Below are 8,948 nucleotides of genomic sequence, written 5' to 3'. Positions count from 1 at the left end.
TTTAAAGCACCCTGAATATCTATCTCTAATATTACATCTTCTCCATTTTCTAGTCTTTCTATAACATTAGATTTGGGAGTGCCATAGAAATTACCATATACTTCAGCGTGCTCTAAAAAATCATTATTTAAAATCTTGTTTTTAAATTCTTCTTTACTCAAATAATAATAACTTTTTCCCGGCACCTCTCCCTTTCTAGGTGCTCTTGTAGTTGCTGAAACAGATAGCCAGAACTTTTCTCTACTTAATAATGCTTTGCAAAGTGTTCCCTTTCCAGCTCCTGATGGTCCAGATAATACTATTAAAAGTCCTTTATTTTTCATCTTCATCAACCTCATCTATAGCTTCTTCATCTTTAGATGCTAGTCTATTAGCCACAGTTTCAGGTTGCACTGCTGATAGTATTACATGATCACTGTCAGTAATTATAACAGCTCTAGTCCTTCTACCATAAGTTGCATCTATAAGCATACCCCGATCTCGTGCTTCTTGTATTATTCTTTTAATAGGTGCAGATTCAGGACTAACTATAGCAACTAATCTATTAGCAGAAACTATATTGCCAAATCCTATATTGATTAACCTTATACCCATTTTTATCCTCCTTAAACTACTGTATATTTTGAACTTGTTCTCTAATTTTTTCTATATCATTTTTTACGTCTAAAACTAGATGAACCACGTCAACATCATTTGCTTTAGAGGCAATGGTATTGGCTTCTCTATTCATTTCTTGAACTATAAAGTCTAATTTTCTTCCTATTGGTTCATTGCTATTAAGGCTTTCCTTGAGCTGTGATACATGACTTCTAAGTCTTACAATCTCCTCATCAATGCATGCCTTATCACTAAAAATTGCAACTTCCATTGCCAGTCTATTTTCATCTACATTGCTATCACCAATGAGTTCCTTAATTCTATCATTAAGCTTTGTTTTATATTGTTCTACAACTCGAATTGATTTTTCATCAATTCTATTGACTAATATATCTATAGATGAACACTTAAGTTCTATATCTTCTCTTAATTTTACACCTTCTTTTAGTCTCATGGAAACTAAAATATCTATTGCTTCACTTAAAGGTATTTTTAAGTTATTCCAAATTTCTTCAAGATCCTCATCCTTCTGCTCAATAGTTATTACATCTGGGAATTTAGCTATTAAGGAAAGTGATAACGATTCCTTAAGTTCATAACGTTCATTTATCTCTTGAAGACACTTAACAATACTATCACTTAAATTTTTGTTTAGCAAAGCTTTAGAACTTTCCGTTTCTAAAACAGTCTGTGTTATATAGATATCTACCTTTCCTCTACTTAGCTTCTCTTGTAACTTTTTTCTTATCTTGTCTTCAAGAGAAGTTAAACTTCTTGGCATCTTTACATTTAAATCAAGATATCTATGATTTACACTTCTTATCTCTATGGTAAAGTTTCTATTTTTACATTCATGAAACGCTCTACCATATCCCGTCATACTACTTACCATTGTAAATCATCCTTCCATTGTTTTGCCAACAATTCATACTTATTATTATACAAAAACTATAAGCATAAATTCAAGTGTTATATTCGGCTTTAATGATTATAACACATTTTGCTATTGTATAATACTTTTTTAATATTTATTTATATGTGTTAAGTTTATTTAGAGCTTTCTCAATTGTACCCCTATTTTGGGTAAGTGCTATTCTAAAATATTCATGTCCTAAATTTCCAAAACTATATCCTGGAGTAATAACTATATGATATTTTTCTAGTGCTTCACTACAAAATTCATAAGTTGTATAATTTTTGGGTACCTTACACCATATATAAAAAGTTGCTGCAGTTTTGAAAAAATCTATATTCTTGTTTTTCAAAATAATTTCTGCAGACTTTCTTCTACCGTCATATATATGTCTAATTGAATCTATATACCCTCTATCTAGTTTTAATGCTTGAATGGCTGCGTATTGTATTGGTTTAAATTGTCCAGAGTCTAGATTACTTTTTATAGTTAAAAGTGACTTTATAACTTTTTTATTCCCCACAGCGTAACCTATTCTAAATCCTGTCATATTATAAGTTTTAGACATAGTACCAAATTCAATACAGTTTTTTTTATTTTTATCATATTGAAGAATACTAATAGGTGCTTTATTCTCCTCTATAATTTCATTATACGCTGCATCATTACATAATACTATGTCATTTGTACTGCAAAACTTTACTATATCTTTATAGAAACTTTCATTTGCTACCGCCCCAGTAGGGTTATTAGGATAATTTATTATAAACAGTTTTGATTTCAAAATATCATTATTGATAATATTACTTAATTCCGGTAAGAAATCATTTTTTTGTTTCAGAGCAATTTTATGAGAAACTGCACCCCAAAGCATTGCTGCAGTTTCATACACAGGATAAGCTGGATCTGTCATTATAATCCCATCTCCAAAATTACAAACTGCCGGTATGATGTTACTAATTCCTTCTTTAGACCCGATTAATACTAATACTTCATCTAAATCAAGTTCTACAGAATATACCTCTTTATAATATTTTATGATTTGTTCTTTAAGTTCTAGTACCCCATCATAAGGTGGATATTTATTAAATTCTTTTGTAGATAATCCTTCTACTAATTCTTTCAAAATGCTAGGATGAACTGGCAAATCTGGATCACCTATACCCAAATCAATTACATCTTTACCTTCTGATATAATCCTATTTTTAATATCATCAATTTTCTTAAAATGATATTCCCCAAGCTTCGCAATTCTATTATTAATTTTCAAAATTCTTCCTCCTAGATTTTAGTTTATCATTTCATTATATTTATAATCTTTATCTCTTGTTACAGAAACTTTCATATAAAATTCTTATGTTAGGCACATTCAAATAAATAACTAGTCATTATGCTAGCCTATTTTCAATTCTACTGCGTCAGCAGAACCCTCAGATAGCACCACTATCATCAGGACCTGTTTCCTTGTATATTTCAAAATATACGTCGCATCTTTGACTTGTTATTTATTTTCACATGCCTTAATGCTATAAAAAAACTATACCGCTATTAATCGGTATAGTTAAAATTATTAAAGAATAATACAAATGAGTCCACCATTGCCTTCATTTATTATCTTTTCTAAAGTCTTTTGAATTTTTACTTGTACATCCTCTGGCATCTTAAATAACTTTTTCTGCAAACCCTCTTTTACAACTAAATCAAAAGATTTACCAAACATATTACTTTCCCAAATCTTAGAAGGATCACTTTCAAATTCCTCCAAAAGTGATTTTACTAGTTCTTCACTTTCCCTTTCACTTCCCATTATAGGTGATATTTCTGTTTCAATATCAGCTCTAATAAAATGAAAAGATGGTGCACTTGCCTTTAATTTAACCTCATATCTTGATCCATTTTTAACTATTCTAGGTTCTTCAAGTTTCATTTCTGCCAGCTGTGGAGCAACAAGACCATATCCAGTTTCTTTTACATCCCTTAATGCATCTGAAATTCTATCATATTCTACTTTCGCCTTGTGATAATCTTTAATGGTTGTTAATAACTCACTTTCACCTAATATATCACAGCCACAATATTCACTTAACACTTTATAGAACATACCTTTTTTAGGATTCAAAGTAACTCTAGCTGTACCACTTCCCATATTCATCTCATCAATATTTGATGAATCAAGAAAATCCATATCTGTAAAACTATTTAATGTCTTACCTATATCCCTTACTTTATTAACATTTTTGCATATTTCCTTAACTAGGCCCCAATAATTATCCTTAAGCCAATGTTTTGATTCCAATTTTTCAATCCACTCTGGCATATCTATGTTTATTTCTTTTATTGGAAATTCTTTCAATACTCTTTTAAATATATCAGTTACATCTTCCTGTTTCATATTTAATATATCCATTATCTGAACAGGAACATCATATTTACTTTCTAATTCCTTTGAAAGTTCTAAAGTTTTTGGATCTTTAGCCTTTGCAGAATTAAGTATAATAATAAATGGTTTATTTATAGATTTAAGTTCCCCTATTACTCTTTCTTCTGCCTCTAAATATTCTTCTCTAGGAATGTCCGTTATTGTTCCGTCTGTAGTTACTAAAAGCCCTATAGTAGAGTGTTCATTTATTACCTTCTTTGTCCCTATTTCTGCAGCCTCTTCAAAAGGTATTTCATGATCATACCAAGGTGTTGTTACCATCTTGTCTTTTTCACCCTCTTTGTAACCAAGTGCACCCTTTACTATATAGCCAACGCAGTCTACCATTCTAACCTTAAACTTTATCCCCTCACCAATGCCTATTTCTATAGCCTCATTTGGTATAAACTTAGGTTCTGTTGTATGGATTGATTTTCCCGAACCACTTTGTGGAAGTTCATCCTTGGCTCTTTCTTTTTTATATGTGTTCTCTATGTTTGGAATAACCATAAGATCCATAAATGTTTTAATAAATGTTGATTTTCCTGTCCTTACCGGACCTACAACCCCCACATAAATATCACCTTGCGTTCTTTCTGCTATGTCTTTGTATATATCAAAATTATCCAAAATGTACCCTCCTGTATCTTAATATTAACAGTATATATATATTGGCTTAAGCTATTAAATATACCTTATTTCCATAATTAATATTTAATAATATTTTATAAAACAGTTAAATCTAAACCTTTTCCATAAAGCCAATTTATATACTAAAAAACACTATTAAAGTCACTTTAATTCAATGACTCCAATAGTGTCAGATATTAATATATACTATATTAATTCACAAAATGATCATATAAAATTATATGTATAAACATTTCCAAGGATTTAGTGCATTTCGTCTTTTTTATCTCTCTCCATAAGCTCTTTCACTGCTGTCTTTACATCTTTATTTTTGAATAAAACTTTATATAACATGTCTGTTATTGGCATATTTACATTAAGTTTATCCTTCCACTCATAAAAGGCCTCACAGGCCTTAACGCCTTCAACTACCATTCCTATTCTGTTACAAGCCTCTTTAAATGGAACTCCCTCTCCAATGAAAATACCAGCTCTTCTATTTCTACTATGCAAACTTGTGCAGGTTACAATTAAATCACCCATACCAGTAAGTCCATAAAAAGTTTCTCGTCTTCCACCAAGTAAAGTTCCAACCCTAACTATTTCACTCATTCCTCTTGTCATGAGTGCAGCCTTTGTATTGTCTCCATATCCTAGTCCATCACAGATTCCACAAGCTAGTGCAATTATATTTTTTACTGCTCCGCCTATCTCAACACCAATTATATCATCATTTGTGTATACCCTGAAATTGTTAGTCATGAAAAGATCTTGTACTCTATAAGCATAATCCATACTTTCGGAACTTACTACCACTGTAGTAGGTAGATTTTTTGATACCTCCTCAGCATGACTTGGTCCAGATAATACTACCACAGGATTCGAAGGTAACTCTTCTTTCATCACTTTAGAAAGCCTCATTTTTGTCTCTTCTTCTATTCCCTTAGCAATACTTACTATAATTTGATTTTTATTCACCTTATTATGTATTAATTTACATACATCTCGTATTGCAAAAGAAGGAACAGATAGTATTACATAATCGCTTTCTTCTATTGAATCTTCTATTGAATTAGTGGCAACAACATTATCTGGAATAATAATATCAGATAAATATTTATCATTAGTTCTGTTATTGTTTATATCATTGACTACAAGTTGGCTTCTATCCCATATAGTTACTTTATGGCCTTTGTTAGCTAATAGTATACCTAATGCAGTTCCAAAACTTCCACCGCCAAGAAAAGTTACACTTCTCATATTATTCCTTCCTTTCTCTAAAAATAACTTTAATACCCGTTCCCGCAAAGTTAAAACTTTCCCTTAATTTATTTTCTAAGTATCTCTCATAGGAAAAATGAAGGGCATTTGTATCATTTACAAAGAATATAAAAGTAGGAGGTTTTATCGCTACTTGGGTTACGTAATATATTTTAAGCCTCTTTAATGCTACAACAGGTGGCTCTTTCATAAGAACAGCCTTACTAATTACATCATTTAACACTCCTGTAGAAATTCTCCTACAATAATTATCATAGCATTTTTTAACTTCATCTAGTAATTTATTCACTCTTTGACCTGTTTTCGCTGAAATAAACATATATTGCGCATAGGCCATAAAAGATAGTTTATACTGTATATTCTTTTTAAATTGGTCCATAGTTTTATCATCTTTTTCTATTAGATCCCATTTATTTACTATAACCATTATTGCTTTACTTAACTCATGAGCATATCCAATAATCTTTTCATCTTGATCACTTAACTGTTCAGTTGCATCTAATATAAGGATACACACATCAGATCTTTCTATAGCTGCCAAAGTTCTTATAACACTATATCTCTCAATTTCTTCTTTTACTTTACTCTTCCTTCTAAGTCCAGCTGTATCAATCAAAATAAATTTTCCCTTATCTGTTTCAAGATAACTATCTACTGCATCTCTAGTAGTTCCTGGAATATCACTTACTATAACTCGATCTTCCCCTAGAAGCCTATTGATTAATGAAGACTTACCTACATTTGGTCTACCTACTACAGCAATTTTAGTGTATTCATCATTTTCATCAATATTATGAATTTCTTTAAAATGCTCTACAACTTTATCAAGCATATCTCCAAGACCCAATCCCTGTGATGCTGAAATTGTAATTGGGTCACCTATACCTAAATTATAAAATTCAAAAGAATTTTGCTCATCAGCCAATTTATCTATCTTATTTACTACAAGTACAATTGGCTTTCTAGATTTTCTAAGCATTAAAGCTACTTCATTATCTGCATCTGTAAGTCCTTGCTTACCATCCACTATAAACACAATAACATCTGCTGTTTCTATAGCCATCTGAGCTTGCCTTCTCATCTGTGCTACTATAATGTCATTACTTTCTGGTTCTATACCACCAGTATCAATTATTGTAAACAAATTGTTTATCCACTCTGCTTCTGCATATATTCTATCTCTAGTAACACCTGGTGTATCTTCTACGATTGCTATCCTTTTTCCTGCTAATTTATTAAATAAAGTTGATTTTCCAACATTAGGTCTTCCTACTATTGCAACTATTGGTTTTGACATTTATTATTCCTCCTGGCATATTTATTTATAATTTCTATTAAGTCCTCTCCTGTGTATTCACAAATTAAGACCTTAGTATTTAAAGCTTTTTCAATATCCGTAATCAGTACATCATCTAAAAACATTTCTGTATCTGCTTTTAACATATTCCTAGACAAAATAACATATTCCCCATATCCAGCTTGCTTAAGCTGATTAATGATATCCTTTCCAGTTAGAAGTCCTGCTACGGTTATTGTATGTCCTAAGCAATTATTAAGTATTTTGACTGTATTTACATTCAAATCTTCATTTACAGATGAAATTAAGTCCCCTGCAGCTTTTATTTCCTTAAAGGCTGAACTACCAGTTATGAGAGTAAATTCACCCTGAATTTCCCTTTTCAAATTACTAAATGTATTCTTTATATTTTCTCTAAAAATTCTAATCATTCCAATGCCATCTTCTAGCTGATTAAATTCTTCATAAAATTCTTTTTCTGGTACATCCATCTCTGCTAAAACATAAAATTCATCTGAAAGCTTTATAAAGGGTACTCCTATATCTTTTATAAAGGTTTTCTGAAGATCAAGAACTAAATTAATCTCCCTTCTAGCCATACTTTTATCATAAGTATTTAAATGGAATAGTCCTTCCCTATATTTAGTAATGCCCACAGGAACTCCTGCAACATTCTTAACATTGGGATAAAGTTTATATAAATCCATGACAGTTCTTTTTAGTTCTACACCATTATTAACTCCAGGGCATAAAACTATTTGACAATTCATAGTTATACCACCCTTTGCTAGTTGCTCAAGTCTCGCCATAATATTTACTGCAAATCTATTATTAAGCATTTTCACCCTAACTTCCGGATTTGTTGTGTGAACTGATATATTTATTGGACTTATTTTATATTTAACTATCCTATCAATATCTTCGTCTTTCATATTTGTTAGAGTAACAAAATTCCCCTGTAAAAATGATAGCCTTGAATCATCATCTTTAAAATACAGTGGTTCTCTCATGCCTTTTGGAAGTTGATCTATAAAACAAAATATACATTTATTTCTACAGCTTTGGGCTTTATCCAATATTCCATCTTTAAATTCCACACCGAACTTTTCATTAAAACCTTTTTCCACTTCTAGTTCCCATATTTCACTGTTATCTTTTTTCTCAAGCTCAATGGTAACATAGTCATCTGCCATTAAAAATCTATAATCAATTATATCTTTTATTTCTTTATCATTTATACTTATAATTCTATCTCCAACTTCAACCCCTAGTTCTTCTGCTATGCTTCCACTGTAAACCTTTGAAATTTCATTTTGCATTCTTTCCGCTCCCAAATCAAAACATATGTTAATTTTATTTAATCTACCTTTAAGTTATATTACCTTAATAGAAAACTTTAGTCAAGAAATAGAAAATAAGTAGTATATAAAAAAGAAATAATCTATGTATACTCCATTTAATAATGTAATAATTATTATAACCATGGGGTTTACATAGATTATTTATATTCCTGCAAAATAATTATACAGCGATTTATAATTAAACTAAAAATATATTTCTAATATAGATATCTTATTTCAAAATTGCAGATACTATAGTCCTAGCTCCCTTAAATTCATAGCTGCAAGTATACAAAGTTAGTATACTATTATAGTTATTTTCTTTAATAGTTTTTATTATACATAGATCTTTGTTTTAAAGAATTAATATAATCTATATAATCCTCATTTGAAGTAAAATTAGTTTTTCAACCCAATATAATTTTCATTTACTACAAAAACAGAAAAAACTTCATTAGGTATATTCCCTAT

Annotated in this window: 8 protein-coding genes; all 8 read right to left on the bottom strand. The window is 30.3% G+C overall.

Going from position 1 to position 8,948, the window contains the following annotated elements:
- A partial coding sequence (locus tag RH99_RS16770; RefSeq protein WP_010240951.1) for a guanylate kinase occupies window positions 1–323 on the bottom strand: 323 nt, incomplete at its 3' end.
- A complete protein-coding gene (gene remA / locus RH99_RS16765; protein ID WP_010240950.1) occupies window positions 313–594 on the bottom strand; it encodes an extracellular matrix/biofilm regulator RemA in 282 nt (93 codons plus the stop codon). The genes remA and RH99_RS16770, both read right to left, overlap by 11 nt.
- Before the next feature lie 16 nt (window positions 595–610).
- Window positions 611–1,489 (bottom strand): YicC/YloC family endoribonuclease, encoded by an 879-nt coding sequence (locus RH99_RS16760; RefSeq protein WP_010240948.1) that lies wholly within the window; start codon window positions 1,487–1,489, stop codon window positions 611–613.
- Window positions 1,490–1,625: 136 nt separating this feature from the next.
- Window positions 1,626–2,780: an aminotransferase class I/II-fold pyridoxal phosphate-dependent enzyme gene (locus RH99_RS16755; RefSeq protein WP_010240947.1), complete on the bottom strand. Its 1,155-nt coding sequence runs from the start codon at window positions 2,778–2,780 to the stop codon at window positions 1,626–1,628.
- A 300-nt stretch (window positions 2,781–3,080) separates the two neighbouring features.
- Window positions 3,081–4,559 (bottom strand): stage IV sporulation protein A, encoded by a 1,479-nt coding sequence (gene spoIVA / locus RH99_RS16750; protein ID WP_010240946.1) that lies wholly within the window; start codon window positions 4,557–4,559, stop codon window positions 3,081–3,083.
- A 264-nt stretch (window positions 4,560–4,823) separates the two neighbouring features.
- On the bottom strand, window positions 4,824–5,819 hold the full coding sequence (locus RH99_RS16745) for an NAD(P)H-dependent glycerol-3-phosphate dehydrogenase (RefSeq protein ID WP_010240945.1): 996 nt from the start codon (window positions 5,817–5,819) through the stop codon (window positions 4,824–4,826).
- Window position 5,820: 1 nt separating this feature from the next.
- Entirely contained in the window at window positions 5,821–7,137 is a 1,317-nt protein-coding gene (gene der / locus RH99_RS16740) for a ribosome biogenesis GTPase Der (RefSeq protein ID WP_010240944.1), read from the bottom strand.
- Window positions 7,122–8,456, bottom strand: coding sequence for a DUF512 domain-containing protein (locus RH99_RS16735; RefSeq protein WP_010240942.1), 1,335 nt, complete (start codon window positions 8,454–8,456; stop codon window positions 7,122–7,124). The genes der and RH99_RS16735 overlap by 16 nt, the downstream gene beginning before the upstream one ends.
- Window positions 8,457–8,948: the final 492 nt, after the last annotated feature.

This window comes from Clostridium arbusti SL206, from assembly GCF_000246895.1.
In the GTDB taxonomy this organism is placed as follows: Bacteria; Bacillota; Clostridia; order Clostridiales; family Clostridiaceae; genus Clostridium_I; species Clostridium_I arbusti.
The sequence above is the reverse complement of the archived record's forward strand: the minus strand, read 5'-3'. Positions and strand labels throughout refer to the sequence as shown.

What these genes read in the sequence shown, in the direction of transcription:
- RH99_RS16735 (WP_010240942.1), bottom strand. Translation starts at nt 8,456, where the DNA reads ATGCAAAATGAAATTTCAAAGGTTTACAGTGGAAGCATAGCAGAAGAA.
- remA (WP_010240950.1), bottom strand. Translation starts at nt 594, where the DNA reads ATGGGTATAAGGTTAATCAATATAGGATTTGGCAATATAGTTTCTGCT.
- RH99_RS16760 (WP_010240948.1), bottom strand. Translation starts at nt 1,489, where the DNA reads ATGGTAAGTAGTATGACGGGATATGGTAGAGCGTTTCATGAATGTAAA.
- RH99_RS16745 (WP_010240945.1), bottom strand. Translation starts at nt 5,819, where the DNA reads ATGAGAAGTGTAACTTTTCTTGGCGGTGGAAGTTTTGGAACTGCATTA.
- der (WP_010240944.1), bottom strand. Translation starts at nt 7,137, where the DNA reads ATGTCAAAACCAATAGTTGCAATAGTAGGAAGACCTAATGTTGGAAAA.